Origin of the sequence: Dyella sp. 333MFSha, assembly GCF_900102405.1 — a bacterium.
Lineage (GTDB): Bacteria > Pseudomonadota > Gammaproteobacteria > Xanthomonadales > Rhodanobacteraceae > Luteibacter > Luteibacter mycovicinus.
Map to the genome: position 1 here is coordinate 209,869 of NZ_FNBR01000003.1, position 17,452 is coordinate 227,320.

General features: G+C 65.9%; 16 protein-coding genes. 10 read left to right on the forward strand and 6 right to left on the reverse strand.

The window, feature by feature from the left end:
• The first annotated feature begins 24 nt into the window (after positions 1 to 24).
• Complete coding sequence (locus tag BLT40_RS14325) at positions 25 to 3,051, forward strand: TonB-dependent receptor (RefSeq protein WP_079521716.1); 3,027 nt, start codon at positions 25 to 27, stop codon at positions 3,049 to 3,051.
• A gap of 99 nt (positions 3,052 to 3,150) precedes the next feature.
• Here BLT40_RS14325 and BLT40_RS14330 read toward each other — a convergent pair whose 3' ends face one another.
• On the reverse strand, positions 3,151 to 3,543 hold the full coding sequence (locus BLT40_RS14330) for a hypothetical protein (protein ID WP_090354263.1): 393 nt from the start codon (positions 3,541 to 3,543) through the stop codon (positions 3,151 to 3,153).
• Positions 3,544 to 3,799: 256 nt separating this feature from the next.
• Here BLT40_RS14330 and BLT40_RS14335 point away from each other — a divergent pair, with 256 nt between their 5' ends.
• On the forward strand, positions 3,800 to 4,576 hold the full coding sequence (locus BLT40_RS14335) for a ferredoxin--NADP reductase (protein WP_090354266.1): 777 nt from the start codon (positions 3,800 to 3,802) through the stop codon (positions 4,574 to 4,576).
• Positions 4,577 to 4,643: 67 nt separating this feature from the next.
• Here the strand turns inward: BLT40_RS14335 and BLT40_RS14340 are convergent, their stop codons facing one another.
• Positions 4,644 to 5,306 (reverse strand): protein kinase family protein, encoded by a 663-nt coding sequence (locus BLT40_RS14340; protein ID WP_176809185.1) that lies wholly within the window; start codon positions 5,304 to 5,306, stop codon positions 4,644 to 4,646.
• 83 nt (positions 5,307 to 5,389) lie between these two features.
• Here BLT40_RS14340 and BLT40_RS14345 point away from each other — a divergent pair, with 83 nt between their 5' ends.
• The 3 genes from BLT40_RS14345 to BLT40_RS14355 all read left to right on the forward strand — a co-directional run bounded on the left by BLT40_RS14345 (position 5,390) and on the right by BLT40_RS14355 (position 8,480).
• Positions 5,390 to 6,160 carry a DUF3298 and DUF4163 domain-containing protein gene (locus BLT40_RS14345; RefSeq protein WP_176809186.1) on the forward strand — a complete coding sequence of 257 codons (771 nt, stop codon included), beginning with the start codon at positions 5,390 to 5,392 and terminating at the stop codon, positions 6,158 to 6,160.
• Positions 6,160 to 6,642 (forward strand): DUF456 domain-containing protein, encoded by a 483-nt coding sequence (locus tag BLT40_RS14350; RefSeq protein ID WP_043692306.1) that lies wholly within the window; start codon positions 6,160 to 6,162, stop codon positions 6,640 to 6,642. The genes BLT40_RS14345 and BLT40_RS14350 overlap by 1 nt, the downstream gene beginning before the upstream one ends.
• A 71-nt stretch (positions 6,643 to 6,713) precedes the next feature.
• The gene (locus tag BLT40_RS14355; RefSeq protein WP_090354272.1) at positions 6,714 to 8,480 is read left to right on the forward strand and encodes a DUF885 domain-containing protein; all 1,767 of its coding nucleotides are present in this window, start codon (positions 6,714 to 6,716) and stop codon (positions 8,478 to 8,480) included.
• A gap of 97 nt (positions 8,481 to 8,577) precedes the next feature.
• On the opposite strand, the gene BLT40_RS14360 is transcribed toward BLT40_RS14355, so the two are convergent.
• On the reverse strand, positions 8,578 to 9,243 hold the full coding sequence (locus BLT40_RS14360) for a PAQR family membrane homeostasis protein TrhA (protein ID WP_036115938.1): 666 nt from the start codon (positions 9,241 to 9,243) through the stop codon (positions 8,578 to 8,580).
• Positions 9,244 to 9,354: 111 nt separating this feature from the next.
• Here BLT40_RS14360 and BLT40_RS14365 point away from each other — a divergent pair, with 111 nt between their 5' ends.
• Together BLT40_RS14365 and BLT40_RS14370 are read left to right on the forward strand one after the other, a co-directional pair.
• Positions 9,355 to 10,182 (forward strand): universal stress protein, encoded by an 828-nt coding sequence (locus tag BLT40_RS14365; RefSeq protein WP_090354274.1) that lies wholly within the window; start codon positions 9,355 to 9,357, stop codon positions 10,180 to 10,182.
• A 161-nt stretch (positions 10,183 to 10,343) separates the two neighbouring features.
• A complete protein-coding gene (locus BLT40_RS14370) occupies positions 10,344 to 11,012 on the forward strand; it encodes an energy transducer TonB (RefSeq protein WP_090354276.1) in 669 nt (222 codons plus the stop codon).
• A 42-nt stretch (positions 11,013 to 11,054) separates the two neighbouring features.
• Here BLT40_RS14370 and BLT40_RS14375 read toward each other — a convergent pair whose 3' ends face one another.
• On the reverse strand, positions 11,055 to 11,348 hold the full coding sequence (locus BLT40_RS14375) for a hypothetical protein (protein ID WP_090354279.1): 294 nt from the start codon (positions 11,346 to 11,348) through the stop codon (positions 11,055 to 11,057).
• Between the two features lie 163 nt (positions 11,349 to 11,511).
• Here BLT40_RS14375 and BLT40_RS14380 point away from each other — a divergent pair, with 163 nt between their 5' ends.
• Together BLT40_RS14380 and BLT40_RS14385 are read left to right on the forward strand one after the other, a co-directional pair.
• The gene (locus tag BLT40_RS14380) at positions 11,512 to 12,090 is read left to right on the forward strand and encodes a cysteine dioxygenase (RefSeq protein ID WP_079521724.1); all 579 of its coding nucleotides are present in this window, start codon (positions 11,512 to 11,514) and stop codon (positions 12,088 to 12,090) included.
• 46 nt (positions 12,091 to 12,136) lie between these two features.
• On the forward strand, positions 12,137 to 13,504 hold the full coding sequence (locus BLT40_RS14385) for an FAD/NAD(P)-binding protein (RefSeq protein ID WP_090354283.1): 1,368 nt from the start codon (positions 12,137 to 12,139) through the stop codon (positions 13,502 to 13,504).
• A 159-nt stretch (positions 13,505 to 13,663) separates the two neighbouring features.
• On the opposite strand, the gene BLT40_RS14390 is transcribed toward BLT40_RS14385, so the two are convergent.
• Positions 13,664 to 14,677 (reverse strand): zinc-binding alcohol dehydrogenase family protein, encoded by a 1,014-nt coding sequence (locus tag BLT40_RS14390; protein ID WP_090354285.1) that lies wholly within the window; start codon positions 14,675 to 14,677, stop codon positions 13,664 to 13,666.
• A gap of 22 nt (positions 14,678 to 14,699) precedes the next feature.
• Positions 14,700 to 15,884, reverse strand: coding sequence for an MFS transporter (locus BLT40_RS14395; RefSeq protein ID WP_090354575.1), 1,185 nt, complete (start codon positions 15,882 to 15,884; stop codon positions 14,700 to 14,702).
• Between the two features lie 115 nt (positions 15,885 to 15,999).
• On the opposite strand from BLT40_RS14395, the gene cls reads away from it, so the two are divergent.
• Positions 16,000 to 17,421, forward strand: coding sequence for a cardiolipin synthase (gene cls, locus BLT40_RS14400; RefSeq protein ID WP_090354288.1), 1,422 nt, complete (start codon positions 16,000 to 16,002; stop codon positions 17,419 to 17,421).
• The last annotated feature ends 31 nt before the right edge of the window (positions 17,422 to 17,452 follow it).

Genomic DNA, 17,452 nt, shown 5'->3' on the forward strand with positions numbered 1-17,452 from the left:
ATGGCATCACTTTCCGGGGAAGGCATGAAGAACCATTTTCTCACTCGCAGGAGCGCACTCGCACTGGCGGTCTGTACCTGCCTGGGTGGCGTTTCGAGCGTCTACGCACAGTCGACGACGGGTAGCATCAACGGCAGCGTGCCCGCAGGCGCCAATGAGACCGTCGTGGTCGAGAGCGGCACCGGCTTCCGGCGCGAAGTTCCGGTGGACGCACGCGGCCGTTATGCCGTTAACCAGATTCCACTCGGCACGTATACCGTGACCCTCATGCGCGATGGCGCAGCGGTCGATACACGCAAAGACGTGAGCCTGCGCGTGGGTGCGAGCACCGATATCTCGTTCAATGCAGCGAGCGCCGCGCCTGCGTCCGATGCGACATCACTCAGCGGCGTCACGGTCACCGGCACAGCCCTTCCGAATATCGACGTCACGTCGGTCGATTCACGTACCGTGATCACATCCGAGCAGCTTGCCAAGCTACCGCTGGGTCGCAGTGCCGAAGCCATTGCCCGCCTTGCACCTGGCGTGGTCAACAACGGCGGCGGATTCGCGAGCGACACCGGCCGCTCGGTCGCCAGTTTCGGCGGCGCCGCGGCCAACGAGAACGCGTACTACGTCAACGGCTTCAATACGACCGATCCGCTTAACGCGGTGGGCGGCCTGCAGTTGCCCTATGGCGCCATCGACCAGCAGGAGGTCTATACCGGCGGCTACAGCGCCCAGTACGGGCGTTCCGACGGCGGCGTCATCAGCCAGGTCGGTAAGCGCGGCACGAACGAATGGCACTTCGGTGCTCAGGTCCTTTGGGAACCCGCCTTTGCTCGCGCAAGCGCTGACGACCTGCACTATGCGCGCGTCCCCGCTACCGCACCCGCGGGCAATCTTTATCAGCCAAAGAGCCAGAATGACCAGTGGACGACCACGGTCAGCGCTTATGCAGGCGGCCCGCTGATCAAGGACAAGCTGTTCTTCTTCGTCGCGGGTGAGTTTGAAAAGTCCGGCCGCCGTAACGTGAACGCCGTGGGCAATAACACCCCGGCATCGACCAACGACTATAGATCGCCGCGGTGGTACAGCAAGCTCGACTGGAACATCACCGATAGCAACATCCTCGAACTGACCGGCGCGTCCGACAAGCGCGAAGGTTCGGGTACGCGATACAACTACGACTACGCCAACCTTAACCGGACCAGCAAGATCGGTCCCGTCGATAACACGAAGACCGGCGGCGACCTGTATGTCGCCAAGTACACGAGCTACATCACGGACAACCTGACCCTCAGTGCCATGTACGGTCAGATGCGCTCGAAGAACTACGACCAGCCCGGCGACTATGACCCGACGTTGGCCCGGGTCGATAGCTCACAATTCCAGAATCCCGCACTGAACGGCGGCACCGCCATTCGCAATAATCAGGTCGATGACATCAGTCAGCCGGGCCGTAGCAATAAGGCCACGAACTTCCGTTTCGATGTCACCTATACGCTCGGTGACCACACGATTGCTGTCGGCATCGATAACGTCAAGTCGCGGGCAGACGACTTCGGCACGGCTAGCCCGGGTCCTGGATACGCCTGGAACTACGGCCAGCAGACGGACCCCACGCAGCCGATTTCCGATGCTCCGGGCATCAACTTCGTACCGGGTACGGCCGGTTATGCCAACGGGGCGGGCGGCTACTACGTCAGCCGCAACGTCGTAAACAATCTGGTCAATGTGCGCTCGGATCAGCGGGCTCAATACATCGAGGACAAGTGGCAGGTCACCGATACCGTGCTGCTGTCGCTGGGCATCCGCAATGACCAGTTCACCGACTACAACCAGTTCGGCCAGGCATTCATCACGCAAACGAAGCCGCAGTGGGCGCCTCGACTCGGCGCATCGTGGGACGTTAATGGGGATGGCAGCTTCAAGGTGTTCGGCAACGCCGGGCGTTACTACCTTGGCCTTCCTCTGAATCCGGCCACTGGCGCCGCCGCAGGCTATACGGCGACACAGCAGTACTACACCTACAGCGGAATCGATGCGACCGGTGCGCCGACGGGCCTGACGCAGATCAGCCAGCCAGTCTCGGCAAACAATTCGTACGGCATCCCACCCGATCCCCGTACGGTTGCGGGCAAGGGCCTGAAGGCTGAGAACCAAGATGAGTACATCCTCGGCTTTGATAAAACCTTCGGCGACCATTGGGTTTACGGTGCCAAGCTGACCAAGCGCGTGCTCAACTCCGCGATCGACGATTTCTGCGATGTCGGCCTCGTCACGGATAAGGCGGCGGCGCTTGGCTACGACATCGCATCGACGAACAGCTGCTACCTGATCAACGGTGGTCATTCCAACACCTTCACACTGATCGACACCGGCGGGAACGCCGTCAAGGTGCCACTCAGCCGCGAAGAAATGGGCTTCCCCGCGTTGAAGCGTCGCTATTACAGCCTCGAACTGTTCACCGAACACAACTTCGACGGTGTCTGGTACGGCAAGTTCGACTACGTGTTCTCACGCAGCTACGGCAATACCGAGGGTCAGGCTCGTACCGACACGCGCCAGGATGGTGCGGCCGGCAGCGTCGACTGGGATAACCGCTATGTCATGGAGAACGCCAACGGCCCGCAGGGCAATGACCATACCCACGTTTTCAAGGCGTATGGCTACTGGCAGTTCGCACCGGAATGGCAGCTGTCGGGCAACGTCCAGGCGATTTCCGGCGCACCGGAAGTTTGCACGGGCTACTACGGCGCGGGGCATACCGATCCGGTGTCCTACGGCAGCTCCTACCGCTATTGCAACGGCGAGCCGTCTCCCCCGGGTAGCCATGGCCGCTTGCCCTGGACGTTCCAGCTCGACCTCGGCGTGACCTACCGTCCGTCGTGGGGCGACCAGAAGCTCGCGTTCTCTGCAAACGTGTTCAATGTCCTCAACCAGCAGCGGGCGACGTTCCGTTATCCGGCAAGCGAGGGCCCGGCCAACACGCTCAATACGATCTACCGCGTACCGCTCTACACGCAGGATCCGCGTTACGGCCGTCTTGCCGTGACTTACGACTTCTAAGAAAGCGGACGCCCCAGATCCCTGTGTAACTCTTGCGCCCCTTCCCGGACACCGGCACCTCCCCGGTCGGTGTCCGGGGATCGGGCGCTCTTTTTTTTCTCAGCGGGCCTCGCCCGAGGCCGCCACCACCATCTCGATGTAGCCGAGAATCTCGGGAACCGGCAGGTCGAAGATGCCGGCATCGCCGTTGTCATAGGCCTGGCGCCACACGGCGTAGCCGTCTCGCCAGCCTTCATCGGCGTCGGCGGGACCGTCGGTGGTCAGCAGACTGGCGTCCAGCGTGGCGCGGGACACGGCGGCGTGGTTCATCGCCGGCTGCAGGCCGCCGGGTACGCGATGGTTGCGCAGCTTCACGCCGAGGATGGAAACATGGAAAACCTCGCCGTCTTCCGGCTCGTGGTCGATTTTGCGAATCGCTATACGGGAATCTTCCTCGCCGGGACGGGTCCGGTAGGTCCAGGCCTGGCCGGGGGCATAGGCGGGTTTCGTCACGATGGTTTCCTTGGGGCGCCTACGGACTGAGCATCTTAGCGGAAGCTTAAAGGCGAGCGCCCGGCCCCGCCCGAAGCGGCCTGTGGCGGAATGCCGTATCCTTACGTCCATGAGCGCGCAGCCGATGTAGGGTGCGACGCGTCGCGCGAGGCAGCGCGGCCCGGCGGGCCGCTTCCCCAGCCAAGAACCCCCAAGGGCTGCCGCGCACGGCGCGGAGGCTCCGTCCCTTCTTGTCTTTACCGAGGTTCAACGCACCATGGTGGCACTGGCGACCGAGCACGTGATCGACGTGCATCACTGGAACGACACCCTTTTCAGCTTCCGCACCACGCGGGACCCGGGTTTCCGCTTCGAAAGCGGTCACTTCGTGATGATCGGCCTGGAAGTGGACGGGCGCCCGCTGATGCGCGCCTATTCCATCGCCAGCGCGCATTACGAAGAGCATCTGGAGTTCTTCAGCATCAAGGTGCAGGACGGCCCGCTGACCTCACGGCTGCAGCACCTGAAGCCGGGCGATCCGGTCATCGTGAGCCGCAAGCCCACCGGCACGCTGGTACTCAACGATCTGAAGCCGGGCAAGCGTCTCTACCTGCTGGGTACCGGCACGGGCCTGGCGCCGTTCATGTCGATCATCCGCGATCCGGAGACCTACGAGCGCTTCGACACGGTCGTGCTGGCCCACGGCGTGCGTCACGTCAATGACCTGGCCTACTCCGACTACATCGAGAACGAGCTGCCGAAGCACGAGTACCTGGGCGACCTGGTGCGCGAGAAGCTCATCTACTACCCGACGGTGACCCGTGAAGCATTCCGGAACCGGGGACGCATCACCGACGCGATCGCCGATGGTGAGATGGCCCGGACGACCGGCCTGCCGCAGATCAATCCGGCCGAAGACCGCGTGATGCTTTGCGGTAGTCCCTCGATGCTGGAAGACATCTGCGTGTTGCTGGATGGTGAGGGCTTCCAGGCGTCGCCGCGGACGCGGGAGCCGGGGGATTACGTGATCGAGCGGGCGTTTGTGGAGAAGTAACGGAGCGTTTGAGGAGTGGGGGCGCGGCGTCTTCGCTGCGTTGGCTTTTCGCGCGCGGGGCGCGCTCCTACTTGCGTATTCTGCCCTGGCCTTCGTTATCCCAGTAGCCGAAGATGCGGCGGGCGATGAGTTTGTAGAGGCGCTTGCCGGTGGCTCGCCACAGGCGTGAATGGGGAGCTGGCTGGGCCAGGATGGCCTGCTGTCGCGCTGACAGGCGGTCCGGGGCGTAGGTTCGCTTGTGTTTGAGCAGATGGCGCAGGTCCTCCCGCGCCAGCAGGCGGAACAGCGAACCACGCCGGCCACGGGTCCAGGCAATCTGGAAATCCACCAGACCGGGCGTGCCGTCCTCGCGTACCAGCCAGTTCGGCTCCTTGGCGAGATCGTTGTGGACGATGCCGCGACGGTGCAGCACGGCCAACAGGCGAAGGGCCTGCGTGTAATAGGCGGGGTCCAGCGGTCGACCCAGCTGCATCGGCTGTCCCGCCATGTAGCTGCGCTCGAGCATCCGGCCATTCCACGCGAGCAGCCGTGGCACCCCGTCGATACCGTCCAGGCGTATCAGCGCCCTCGCCTCGCGCGCGGCGGCGCGGCGTGCGAACCAGCGCGCCCACCAGCGTGCGGCAGCGATGTCGCGGCGGATCAGAACGACACCGTCGCGCTCCACGCGCTCGATGCGGCCAAGTTCGTCGGCCTTGAGCAGGGTGACAGTTTCCGTCGTTGCGCTATGCACGCCCTTCCTTCGATTCGTTGACGCGCTCTGCGCTGCGCGGCAGCTACGCTAAGATGACGATTCTCGCAGGGAGAGAATGCCGAATGTTGTCGCGACACATCCTGTCGCTGTGTTTTGTCGCCGTCGGACTCGCCGCCTGCCAGGATGGCGCGGACCGTTCGAACGCCGGGAACACGCCGCCGCCCTCCAGGGCGACCGCTCACAAGGATACCCAATCCAGCCAGGAAGGCCTCTACACGATGGAAGTGAAACTTCCCCAGCTGCCCACGTCGGCCGCGCCGTTGCGCGCCACGATCGAGCGCTACGTGGAGCGGCAGAAGCGCGCCTTCCTCGACAGCCTGGATGCCCCGGGTGCCCGCGAGCAGGCGAAAGAGCTGCCCTGGGACCTCAACCTGGACATCGCGGTCGCGGCTCGCACCGATCGCTTCATCAACGTGCAGGTCGACGGCTCCGCCTTCACCGGCGGCGCTCACCCCGCGCCCATCGTCGACAGCTTCACCTACGACCTGCGGAAGCGGCGCGTCGTGGGCATTCGCGAGCTCTTTGACGATGCGCACGCGGCGGAGGGCGCCTTCGCCACCGAGGCCCGGCGGCAGCTGCTGACCGCGCTGGACGATCAGGACGATCCGCTGTCTTCGGACAGCCAGCAGATCGACGCGGGTACGGCGCCGGACAAGGATCACTACCGCGTGTTCACCCTCCTCACGGGGCCCGACGACAAGGTGCACGGGCTGACCTTCATCTTCCCGCCGTATCAGGTCGCGCCGTATTCGGCGGGGCCACAGGCGGTCGACGTGTCCAGCGACGCGTTTTCGGCCTATCTGAAACCCGAGTACAGAGAGGCTTTCCGCTGATGGATCTGTTCCTCTACCTGCTCGCCGCCGCGTTGATCGTCGGGGGCGTGGCGGGCGCGGTGCTGCCGATCCTGCCGGGCATCCCCATGATCTTCGGCGGCATCTGGCTCGCCGCCGCCGTGGACGATTACCAGCACCTGGGCGGGGGCTGGCTGGTGGCGATCGGCATCGTCGGCGCCGTGGGGGTCGCTCTGGACTTCGTTTCCGCCTCGCTGGGTGCGAAGAAGATCGGCGCCAGTCCGCGCGCCTTGTGGGGTGCGGGTATCGGCACGACCGTCGGGATGTTCTTCGGTCTGCCCGGCTTGTTGCTTGGCCCCTTTCTGGGCGCCGTGGCGGGTGAGTTGTGGTCGGGCAAGAGCGTGCTGCGCTCGGCCCATGTGGGTATCAGCACCTGGTTCGGCATGTTGCTGGGCATCATCGCCAAGGCCGTGCTGTCGTTTCTGATGCTCGGCATGGCTGCCCTCGCCCTGCTCTTCAGCTGACCGCCGAAAGGCACATTGGCGGCCCCGACCCGCAAAGGCTAGTCTCGCCGGACTTCACCGGGGAGACACGCATGTTCAGACGACTGACCCTAGCGGCCGCGATCACGTTCGCGGTCGGCACCCTTCACGCCGAGACCGCGCCGCCGGACTGGATCGCGCGCAGCAACGCCGACGCCCAGCCGCTGCTGGACCTCACCGCCCGCTTCAGCCCCGAGTCCGCCACGGACATCGGTCTGAAGGGCTACGACGAGAAGACCGCCGATCTGGGGCCCGACGTCGACAAGCGCCAGCGTGCCGCGCTGGTCGAGGTGCGCCAGCAGGTCGCCGGGCGCCTCGCCGAGGAGAAGGACCCCAACGTCAGGCAGGACCTGCAGATCCTGGCCAAGCAGATCGACGGCAACATCGAGGGTATCGATCTCAACGACAAGTACCTGCTGCCCTGGTTCGACGCCGGGCAGATGATCTTCAGCGGTGAGTTTTCCCTGCTGAACGCGCAGAGCACGCCGGAGCAGAATCAGGCCGCGCTGGGACGGCTGAAGTGCTATGTCGGCATGGCCGCCGGTTGCACGCCACTGGTCGACCAGGCCAGAGCACGCACGACGGAGCGCCTCGGCGAAAAGGGCCTGCTCGGCCCGGTCAAGGCCGATGTCGAACAGAAGCTGGGCAACACGCAGCGCTATGTCGACGGCATCCGCAAGCTGTTCGCGGAGAAGAAAGTCGCCGGCAGCGACGAGGCGATGAACAAGCTCGACGCGCAGCTGAAGCAGTACAACGCCTGGGTGAAGAAGACGGTGCTGCCCCGCGCGCGTACCGACTTCCGCCTGCCGGAGCCGCTGTACGCGTACAACCTCAGGCAGGTGGGGCTCGACATCGCGCCGCGTGACCTGATCGGCCGCGCGCAGCTGGAATTCATGGAGACCACGTATGCGCTGCAGATGCTGGCGCCCGTCGTCGCCAAAGCCGAGGGTCTTCCCGATGGCGATTACCGCGACGTACTGAAAGCGCTGAAGAAAAAGCAGCTGGCGAAGGACAAGGTCGAGCCGGTGTATCACGAGGTACTGGGCAAGATCGAAGACACCATCCGCACGCAGCGCATCGTCGAATTGCCGAAGCGCCAGATGGCGATGCGCGTCGCCTCCGAAGCGGAGAACGCACGCACTCCCGCACCGCACATGGACCCGCCGCCCTTCGTCGGCAACACCGGCCAGCGCGGCACCTTCGTACTGACCACCGGCAATCCACCGGCCGACGGGGACGCGACGCAGACCTACGACGACTTCACCTTCGAGGCGGCGGCATGGACGCTCACCGCGCATGAAGGACGGCCGGGCCACGAGCTGCAGTTCGCCGCGATGGTGGAACAGGGTGTGTCGCTCACGCGCAGCATGTTCGCCTTCAACAGCGTCAACGTCGAGGGCTGGGCGCTGTATTCCGAAGCGGAGATGATGCCGTACGAGCCGCCGGCGGGTCAGTTCATCGCGCTGCAGTTCCGCCTGTTGCGTGCGGCGCGGGCGTTCCTGGATCCGATGCTCAACCTGGGCCTGGTGTCGCGCGATCGTGCGCACGACATTCTCGTGCACGACGTCGGCTTGTCCGAACCGATGGCTCGGCAGGAGCTGGATCGTTACACGCTCAATTCACCGGGTCAGGCGACGGCCTACTTCTACGGCTATACGCGCATCCTGCAGTTACGCGCGGAGACGCAGACGAAGCTGGGCGACAAGTTCGACCGCAAGGCCTTCAATGATTTCCTGATCGCGCAGGGGCTGTTGCCGCCGGACCTGCTGGCTGACGCCGTGCGTACGCGGTTCGTGCCGGCCGTATTGGATAAAAAATGACCGCCGCGAGGCGGTAACTACCTGTAGGAGCGCGCCTTGCGCGATGTTTTGGTGTCGCGCGCGAGGCGCGCTCCTACAGATCGGCGGCCGGGACGGTTCAATGCCCCGGGGCGTCCGGAATCACATAAAGCAGGATCGCCAGGTAGTGCAGCACGCTGCCGGCGAGCACGAACACGTGCCAGATCGCATGGTGGTACGGCATCTTCCGCGCCATGTAGAACGGCACGCCGCCGGTGTAGCAGAGGCCGCCGGCCAGAAGCAGCAGAAGGCCGCCTGTCGGCACATTGGCACGCAGCGGTTCGATCGCCACCACGGCCACCCAGCCCATCGCCACGTACATCGCGACGGCCGCCTTCCGATAGCGTTTCAGCAGACCGAGCTCGGCGAGACTGCCGATGATCGCGACGCTCCAGATCGTCACCAACAGCCCCCAGCCCCATGCGCCCGGGAGCGCCAATAACGTAAACGGGGTGTACGTGCCGGCGATCAGCAGGAAAATCGCGATGTGGTCGCAGGTGCGCAGGACGCGCTTCGCCATCGAACCTGGGATCGCGTGATACAGCGTGGACGCCGCGTAAAGCAGAATCAGGGAGCCGCCGAAGACCGAGCTGGCCACCACGGCCCGCGTGCCGCCGTACATGGCCGAGAACGCCACGAGCACGGCAAGCCCCGCGATGCTGAGCACGAGCCCGATCGCGTGGATCACGCTGCTGGCGACTTCTTCACCGAGGGGATAGCGCGGCTCTGCGCTGTCGAAGGACATGGGCTTTTCCGGAATACGTCGAACCCCGAGGGTAACCGATCCGGGGCGTTATTGAGAAAAGGTCGCAACTGGGACATTGACCGCACCGCCCCCGTCGTTGTTCCATGGGCCATGACCCTCGAACTGCTCGTGCATATCGCCCGACTTCCGCCGCAAGGCGCCGGCCTGCGTGCGGCCCTCAGTCTGGCGGCACGACTCGGTTCACGGCTCGACGCGCTCCACGTGGTCGATCTTCCCGCCGCCGCCTTCACGGTGCCGGAAGCCGTACCGATGCAGCTGGACGCGGTGCGCCAGCGCGCCACCGATGCAAAAGCGGTGTCGGGCGACTGGTCGGCGCTCATGGCAGCCCGCGGCCTGAAGGGAAACTGGCGCGTCGGCAACGGCGACACGGTCACCCTGCTTACGCACGCGGCGGCGGGTTACGACCTGCTGGTGATGGAGCGTTCTTCGACGATGCGTGGCGATGCGCCAGTGGGTTTCGGTATCGTCTCGCGCACGGTGTTCGGTTCCAGTCGTGGCGTGCTGGTGGTCCCCGAGGCGGCGCCGGTGGAAACGCTGGGGGAGCACGTACTGATCGCCTGGAGCGGCAGTCGCGAATCGGCACTGGCGGTGCGATCGTCGTTGCCCCTGCTGCGCAAGGCCGCGCGCGTGACCGTCATCGACGGCAGTCGCGATGAAGACCTCGGGACCTGCGCATTGCCCGACACCGACATCTGTGGCTGGCTCGAGACGCACGGGGTGAAGGCCGAGGTGCGCCGTCTCGATGAAGGCGCACGCCCATCGCCGGGTCCCGCGCTGCTCGAAACCGCGCATGCGGAAAAGGCCGACCTGATCGTGATGGGGGCCTGGGGACGCTCGCGGCTGTCGGAGATGGTCCTGGGAGGGACGACCCGCTACCTCTTCATGCAGTCCGATGTGCCCATGCTGGTGGCGCACTGATTGCGTCACCGCTAACCGGTATAGCCATCCAGACGTCCGCTATTGCAACTTCGCGCGAAGCCTGCCTAATCTGCCATCGGACCTGAACACGATCCCCGCCAGTCCCCACTGGCCGTGTTCCCGACCGCGCTGCTCCTTCCCCCCATTGCAGGAGGTGGCTCATGTCGTTCGCTCGTCCGCACGTCCTTGCCGGAGTGCATCCGGATACCGTCCGCATCGTCGCGATGAGCGCGGCGATCGCCCTCAATGCCGCCGCGCTCATCGCCGTCATGCGACCGATGGTGGCGGATATCGCCACGGCGCCCCTCGTCCAGGAACCCATCCGTCTCATCGAGCACCTCACGGAGCCGACGCCGGTTCCGCCGCCACCGATCGATCTCAAGCCGTTGCCCGTCAGACCGCCCCATCCGGTGACGACCGTGACCCGGCATGTCGAAAGCCCGCCCGTGCAGACGGCGGTGCCAACGGATGAGGGAACGGCGCCCATGGTGCCTCCGGCGCCCGTTCAGGTCGTTCCCGTCTCACCACCCGCTGTCCAGGCGGCGCCCGTCGAGGCCACGCTGGCCTATGTCTCGGCGCCCGCGCCGACCTACCCGCGCGCCGCTATCCAAGGCCGAATGCACGGCACGGTGACCCTGCGCGTACTGGTGGACGAAAGCGGTAAGCCGCTGGACGTGGTGATCGAGAGCAGCAGCGGCCATCCCGTGCTCGACAAGGCGGCACGCGATCAGGTGCTGGCGAAGTGGCGCTTCCAGCCGGCTCAGCAGAACGGCCAGAAGGTTCAGGCCTGGGCGCGCATCCCGATCAGCTTCGACCTCAGGAATCTCTGAGGTCGAGACGAGGGGAGCGACGCCCGTCGCTCCCCTTCATGCTCAACGCGAGGCGGGCATCACCACCACGTCAGGGCGACGGCGGGTGGCGCGTGCGATGGCCCAGACGATCAGCGCCAGCGCGGCGACCGGCAACAGCACCGGGATCAGGGCCAGGGCGACCATCGGAGCGACAAGGAGCAAGGCCAGCCCACCGATGGCGGCACCGATCAGACTGGCGAACACGCTGAAAACGCCGCCGATGATGCCGAAGACCAGCTTCAGCACCGCGCCGATGAGGGCGAATACCAGCCAGAAGCCGGCGGCCATTACGACAAGCGAGGTCAGGACGATCATGGCGTTGCACTCCGTGGAAGGCCGCCCGGTGGGCGGGTTCATGGCCTTGGATGCACGTAGGGAATCGAAGGTTTAAAGCGTCAGTCGAAAGCGCGGGGTTACGAGGGTTTAACGGACGCCATGCTCCACTTCCCGCCAGTCGATTCTTGGGACGGCCCAGCTCATGGGTAAGCGTTTTTCCATCGTCAGGGCCTTGCGCGACATCGCGTTCGACCTGTCGGATGTGGGGCACCCGGATCTCGCCTCCATGGGGCGGGAAGTCGGTCGTGCGCTCCACGCACACAGTAATGCGCTGACCGATCTGCTCGGCCCGCTGCGCGAACGCCGGAAGGGCTTCGAGCGGTGGATCCTGGCCGAGCGGTCGAAGCCGGCGGTCAGCGTGATGATCATGGTCTGGCCGCCCGGATATGCCACGCCCGTGCACGATCACGGCGGGCTGTGGGGCCTCGAGGCCACCATCTCGGGCGCACTCGAGGTCGAATCGTTTGAAAAGAGCGAGGACCGGCATTCGCTGCGCAGCATCGGCCGCACCTGGCTGGGCCCGGGCGACTCGACCTGGTTCGACTCGGCGGACATCCATGCTCATCGCTGCCGCAATTTGTCGCGGCATGACACGGCGCTCACGCTTCACGTGTACGGTGGCGATCTGGCACAGTACCTCGCGTATGAGCAGCCCGGTCCTTCGGGACACTGGATCGCACGACCGAGGCAATCGATCATCGCGGGACGCCTGACGGCCTGACGGTCTACGGCCCTCCACCCCAGCCATCGGGCGAAGGACCAAAAGCATGTTTCATAAAGTCGCCATCATCGGCGGTGGCGCGGCAGCGGCGACGCTGGTAAGTGAGTTGCTGGAGCGGCGTACGCCCCAGCCCTTGCATCTCGACTGGTATGCCGGCTCGCCGGATGCCGGACGCGGTGTCGCCTACGGCACGCCCTCCGGGCGTCATCTGCTCAACGTCCGCGCGGCGTCGATGGGCATGTTCGTCAGCAAACCCGGCGGTTTTCTCGAGTACGCCCAGGGTCTCGACCCAAAGGTGAAAGGCTCGGACTTCCTGCCGCGCCGGCTGTACGGCGATTTCCTGCGCTCGCGCGTCGAGCAGGCGGTCATGAATGCCCGCTCGTTCGGGCACGATATCAACGTGCATCCGTTCGAAGCCGACTCACTGGTGCCCTCGTCCGAAGGCGTCACCATCGGCTTCGGCGATGAAACGTCGCGCGCGGACGCGGCGGTGCTGGCGATCGGCTCCCTGCCCCCGCGCCCCCTCGCGGGCGTGGAAGACGCCGCGATCGCCAGCGGTCGTTACGTGACGGATCCCTGGCCGTTCATGGCCGCGGCGCAGGACGACGACCGTCCGTTGCGCGTGCTGGTGATCGGCCTCGGCCTGACCGCGGTGGACGTCCTGCTGGAGTTGTCGGCGCATTGGCCGAACGCGCACTTCACCGCCCTGTCGCGCCACGGCAAGCTGCCCGAGCCGCACCTGGCCGCCGCGTCGGCGCCCACGGATGACGGCACCGAACTCATCGAAACCATGCGGGACGATCCCAACGTCCGCGCCTGGCTGCGCCGCCTGCGCGAAGCCACGGCCGGCGCGGAAGACTGGCGCACGGTCGTCGACGGCATGCGTCCGCATACCCAGGGTTTGTGGCGCGAGCTACCCGCCGCCGAGCGTGCCCGCTTCCTGCGTCATGCGCGCTGGGCGTGGGAACGTGCACGCCATCGCATGCCGCCGCAGGTGGCCGCGTCGGTGGCGAAGCTCGAAGCCGAGGGCCGTTTCGAGCGCGGCCGCGGTCGCATGCGCGCGGTGAGGTTGTCGCAGGAAGGCAACCTGGATGTCGTGCGCGCCCTGCCAGGCGGTGGCGAATCCACGGAGTCCTACGATCTGGTCATCCAGACCGTCGGCCTGAACACCGACACCCAGCGCACGGAGCATCGCCTCGTGCGCCAGCTGGTGGTCGACGGGCTCGTCCAGCCCGATCCGCTGGGCATGGGCCTCCGCGCCGTGCCCGACGGCCACCTGCTCGACGGCAACGGCAAGGCGCGCGCCAACCTGTTCGCCATCGGGAGCATGCTGCGTGGGACGCTGTGGGAGTCCACCGCCATCCCGGAAATTCGCAAGCAGGCACAGAACGTCGCCACCATGCTAATCGACTAAATGTAGGAGCGCGCCCTGCGCGCGACAGGGTGGGGTGCCCTGCGCGCAACAGGGGGGGGTGCCCTGTACGCAACGGGGGGGTGTGCTGCGTCGCCGCCTTGTTGGTTTTTCGCGCGCGGGGCGCGCTCCTACCCGCGCACGGCTGTCGTGGCCGGGTGGTCAGAATCCTTCCAGGACGATTTTTCCGATCGCCTTGCCGCTCTCGAGCAAGACGTGCGCGCGACGCAGGTTGTCCGCATTCACCGTGCCGAGGTTCTCCCGCGCGGTGGTGCGGATGACGCCCGCGTCGACCAGATTGGCCACCTCGTCGAGGATGCGACCCTGCTCGGCCATGTCGTCGGTGCGATACATCGACCGCGCGTACATGAACTCCCAGTACAACGAGAGGCTCTTGCGCTTCATCAGGCGTACGTCGATCGCCTCGGCCGGGTCGTCGATCAGACCGAGTTTGCCCTGCGGCTTCAGCACGTCGACCAGCGCGGCATAGTGCTTCTCGGTGGCGGTCAGGCTGAGCACGTAGTCGACGCCCTCCGGAGCGACCGCGCGCACTTCGTCGGCCAGCGGCTTCGAGTGGTCCACCACGTGATGCGCACCCATCGACTCGACCCACGCACGCGTCTCGGGGCGCGATGCGGTACCGATCACCGTCAGGCCGGTGAGCCGGCGGGCCAGCTGCACCGCGATGGAGCCCACACCGCCGGCGGCGCCAACGACCAGCAGGGTCGCGGGGCGGCCCGTCGTGCCATGTGGGATGCCCATGTGATCGAACATCAGCTCCCACGCGGTCAGTGCCGTGAGCGGAAGTGCCGCCGCCTCGGCCATAGAAAACGTCGACGGCTTGCGGCCGACGATGCGTTCGTCGACCACGTGCAGCGCGCTGTTGCCACCGGGACGCTCCAGCTCGCCCGCGTACCAGACGCTGTCGCCCACCTTGAACCGAGTGACCTCGTCGCCGACCGCCACCACCGTACCGGCGACATCCCAGCCAAGGACCTTGTCGGCACCGGCGGGGTCGACGTTGCGGCGGATCTTGGTATCCACCGGATTGACCGAGACGGCCTCGACCCTGACCAGCAGGTCGCGGGCGCCGGGCGAGGGGTCCGGCAGTTCCACATCGAGCAGGCTCTGCGTATCGGCGATGGGCAGCGACTTGCGGTAGACGACGGCTTTCATGCGTTACTCCTGGGAACGGGTATCAGGTGCCTGCGGGCACCGCCGGTGAGGCGCGGCGCTCCAGGGCGACACTGACCATCGTAGCAAGCAGCCCCGTGACGGTAACCGCAGCGCCGGCCAGACTTACCGTCGGCATCGGGAACCCGGCGGCCAGCACCGCGCCGCCAAGCCATGCGCCGCCGGCGTTACCGAGGTTGAACGCGGCGATATTGAGCGTCGAGGCGAGGTTGGGCGCATCGCCCGCCACATGCACCACGCGGGATTGCAGCGGCGCCACGGTGGCGAACGCGGCGACCCCCCAGACGAACACGGTGACGATGGCGCCCACGGTCGAATGCATTGTCCAGGCGAACACCGCCAGCAGCAGCGACAACACCACGAGGATGCCGATCAGCGACGGCATCAGTTTCCAGTCCGCCAGACGGCCGCCGAGCATGTTGCCGATCGTCGTGCCCAGACCGAACAGCACCAGCACCGCTCCCGTCCAGTGCGGGCTCACGTGCGATTCCTGTTGCAGGATCGGCGCGATATAGGTGAACACGGTGAAGACGCCGCCGAAACCGAGCACGGTCATCGCCAGGGCGATCAACACCTGCGGTTCGCGCAGTACGCGAAGCTCGCGCGCCATGTGCGGCGCCTTGAGGTGGGGCAGCGCCGGGACCAGCCGGGCCACCGCGATCGTCGCGATCACGCCCAGCACCGTCACCGCCCAGAAGGTCGCGCGCCAGCCCGCCCACTGGCCCAGAAAGGTACCGAAGGGCACGCCGAGCACGTTCGCCAGGGTCAGGCCGGCGAACATCAAAGCGATGGCTCGCGACCGCTGGTTGGCTGGCACGAGGTGGGCGGCCACGATGGCGCCGATACCGAAGAACGAGCCGTGGCAGAACGCGGCGACCACGCGGGCACCCATCAGCACCTCGTAATTCGGGGCAATGGCACAGAGCAGGTTGCCGAGGATGAACAGGCCCATCAACAGCAGCAGAGCGCGTTTGCGTTCCAGCTTCGCTGTCAGCGCGGCCAACAGGGGGGCGCCGACCGCCACGCCGAGGGCGTACCCGGAGACCAGCATGCCCGCGGCCGGGATGCCTACTTTGAGGTCGGCGGCGACTTCGGGCAGCAGGCCCATGATCACGAACTCGGTGGTACCGATGGCGAACGCGGCCACCGCAAGTGCCAGCAAAGGCAGGCGGGACGAAGAGGCATGCATGGGACGGGCTCGATAGAAAGCGATGACGTCCATTGTCCTCGCGAGCCATTCGTGTAAAAACACTCAACCGCGACAAACACTGTTGTCGCAAACTGGAAAGTGGAGACCCCGGCGCATGATCGCCACGCTCATCGCCATCGCCGCGCTATGCCTGCATGCCGCGGGCGTGCTCGCCGCCATGCACGCGGTCATGAACGCCCGCACGGCGCAGGGCGCCTTCGCGTGGGTGCTCGGGCTGGTCCTCGTTCCCTACGTCACGCTGGTGCCTTATCTGTTTCTCGGCGCCAGCCACTTCGGCGGCTACGTCGACCTGCATCGCCAGCGTCAGGCGCGCTTCTTCATGCTGCACGAAGAAGCCGCGCATCCGGGCCACACCGGCCTGCTCGCGCCGTCGGTCCCGGTACACGACGACCGCTACGACGCGATCGGGCGGATGATCAACAGCGCGATGCACGGGGGTCACGCCCTGGCCCTGCATATCGACGGGGAAGCCGCCTTCACCGCCATGTTCGCCGCCATCGCCCGGGCCGACCGCTACGTACTGGTGCAGTTCTTCATCATCCACGACGACGTTCTCGGTCGTCGCCTGCGCGATGCGTTGCTCGAGCGCGCCGCGGCGGGCGTGCAGGTCTGCCTGCTTTACGACGGCATCGGCAGCCATGCCCTGCCCGACCGCTATGTGGAATCGCTGCGCTCGGGCGGTGTCGAGGTCCGTCGCTTCGCCACACGACGCTGGCGCAACCGCTTCCAGCTCAACTTCCGCAATCACCGCAAGGTGCTCGTGGTCGATGGCGAGCGTGGTTTCGTCGGCGGGCTCAACGCGGGTGACGAATACCTTGGCGCGAACCCGCCTCTGTCGCCCTGGCGCGACACGCATATGCAGATCGAGGGGCCCGCCGTGGCCGATCTGCAGCGCGTGTTCGCCGAAGACTGGTACTGGGTCACCGGGGAACGCCCTCCCTCGCTGCCGCCGCCGGAGCGGTGCGGCCGTGCGTCGACGATGATCGTGGCGACCGGGCCCGCGGACCGGCAGGAGAGCTGCTCGCTGTTCTTCACCCAGGTCATTCATGCGGCGCGGCGGCGCGTTTGGATCACCACGCCTTACTTCGTGCCGGACCCGTCGGTATTCGCCGCGTTACGGCTCGCGGTGTTCCGCGGGGTGGACGTGCGCATCCTGATTCCCAGCCGGCCGGATCACCGCACGGTGTTCATGGCGAGCACGCTGTACGCGCACGAGGCGATCGTCGCCGGCATTCGCATGTTTCGTTACCAGCCCGGCTTCGTCCATCAGAAGGTGATGCTGATCGACGAGGACACGGCGGTGGTGGGCAGCATGAACCTGGATAACCGCAGTTTCCGGCTGAACTTCGAAATTGCGGCGCTGAATGTCGACGAGGCGTTCGCGGGTGAGGTCGAAGCCATGCTGGAAGCGGATTTCGCGAAGTCCGACGAGGTCAACGCCAATGACTACCGGCGGCTGTCGTACCTGCGGCGGGTGGCCCTGCATGTCGCCCGGCTGTTCGATCCGGTGCTCTAACGGGCACGCATGCCACCGACGGCCCTGTGTC

What these genes read in the sequence shown, in the direction of transcription:
- BLT40_RS14325 (WP_079521716.1), top strand. Translation starts at nt 25, where the DNA reads ATGAAGAACCATTTTCTCACTCGCAGGAGCGCACTCGCACTGGCGGTC.
- BLT40_RS14335 (WP_090354266.1), top strand. Translation starts at nt 3,800, where the DNA reads ATGGTGGCACTGGCGACCGAGCACGTGATCGACGTGCATCACTGGAAC.
- BLT40_RS14345 (WP_176809186.1), top strand. Translation starts at nt 5,390, where the DNA reads ATGTTGTCGCGACACATCCTGTCGCTGTGTTTTGTCGCCGTCGGACTC.
- BLT40_RS14350 (WP_043692306.1), top strand. Translation starts at nt 6,160, where the DNA reads ATGGATCTGTTCCTCTACCTGCTCGCCGCCGCGTTGATCGTCGGGGGC.
- BLT40_RS14355 (WP_090354272.1), top strand. Translation starts at nt 6,714, where the DNA reads ATGTTCAGACGACTGACCCTAGCGGCCGCGATCACGTTCGCGGTCGGC.
- BLT40_RS14360 (WP_036115938.1), bottom strand. Translation starts at nt 9,243, where the DNA reads ATGTCCTTCGACAGCGCAGAGCCGCGCTATCCCCTCGGTGAAGAAGTC.
- BLT40_RS14365 (WP_090354274.1), top strand. Translation starts at nt 9,355, where the DNA reads ATGACCCTCGAACTGCTCGTGCATATCGCCCGACTTCCGCCGCAAGGC.
- BLT40_RS14370 (WP_090354276.1), top strand. Translation starts at nt 10,344, where the DNA reads ATGTCGTTCGCTCGTCCGCACGTCCTTGCCGGAGTGCATCCGGATACC.
- BLT40_RS14375 (WP_090354279.1), bottom strand. Translation starts at nt 11,348, where the DNA reads ATGATCGTCCTGACCTCGCTTGTCGTAATGGCCGCCGGCTTCTGGCTG.
- BLT40_RS14380 (WP_079521724.1), top strand. Translation starts at nt 11,512, where the DNA reads ATGGGTAAGCGTTTTTCCATCGTCAGGGCCTTGCGCGACATCGCGTTC.
- BLT40_RS14385 (WP_090354283.1), top strand. Translation starts at nt 12,137, where the DNA reads ATGTTTCATAAAGTCGCCATCATCGGCGGTGGCGCGGCAGCGGCGACG.
- BLT40_RS14390 (WP_090354285.1), bottom strand. Translation starts at nt 14,677, where the DNA reads ATGAAAGCCGTCGTCTACCGCAAGTCGCTGCCCATCGCCGATACGCAG.
- BLT40_RS14395 (WP_090354575.1), bottom strand. Translation starts at nt 15,884, where the DNA reads ATGCATGCCTCTTCGTCCCGCCTGCCTTTGCTGGCACTTGCGGTGGCC.
- cls (WP_090354288.1), top strand. Translation starts at nt 16,000, where the DNA reads ATGATCGCCACGCTCATCGCCATCGCCGCGCTATGCCTGCATGCCGCG.